General features: G+C 61.7%; 1 protein-coding gene. It reads right to left on the bottom strand.

Annotated elements, in window-relative coordinates; genetic code table 11:
• Positions 1-698: ATP-binding protein (locus AACY52_RS28965; RefSeq protein ID WP_339561164.1), on the bottom strand; the 698-nt coding region annotated here is incomplete at both ends.

Here is a 698-nt window from a genome sequence, read left to right as displayed (position 1 = left end):
CACGGATGTCGCCGTCCGACTGTTTGGCAAAGCCGATCACCTGAGAAAGCCCCAGACCTGTACCCTTTCCGACGTCCTTCGTGGTGAAGAACGGTTCGAAAATGCGAGCCACGTTCTCGGGCGAAATGCCGCAGCCCGTGTCGCTGATCGTGACCGCCACGAAATCGCCGGCGATCGGAGGATGCATCCGGATTTCTGGAATGCCGGACACCGGACCTACGACGATCGTCAACTTGCCCTCGCCGTCCATGGCATCACGAGCATTGACGCTCATATTGATGATGGCGGTATCGAACTGGCCCTTGTCCGCCAGCACGTAGCACGGATCGTCGGGCACGACCGTTTCGATGACGATACGCGACCCGGTGAGCGTATGGACCATCAGCACCACGTCGGCGATGCTCTCGCCGCAATCGAATGTCTCGGGCTTCAGCGACTGACGGCGGGCAAAGGCGAGAAGCTGGCCAGTCAGCTTGGCGGCACGGTCGGCCGTGTCACCGATCGCGTCAATGTAGCGCACACGTCGATCCTCGCTGAGATCGGGGCGTCGGAGAAGGTCGACCGATCCGCGAATGACGGTGAGCAGATTGTTGAAATCGTGGGCGACCCCTCCGGTGAGCTGACCGACGGCCTCCATCTTCTGCGCTTGTCGCAGGGCATCTTCAGCCAGCGCCAGCTTGTCCGCTCCCTCCCGCTCG

This window comes from Pseudomonas sp. EA_65y_Pfl1_P113 (genome assembly GCF_963970525.1).
Classification (GTDB): domain Bacteria; phylum Pseudomonadota; class Gammaproteobacteria; order Pseudomonadales; family Pseudomonadaceae; genus Aquipseudomonas; species Aquipseudomonas tritici.
The sequence above is the reverse complement of the archived record's forward strand: the minus strand, read 5'-3'. Positions and strand labels throughout refer to the sequence as shown.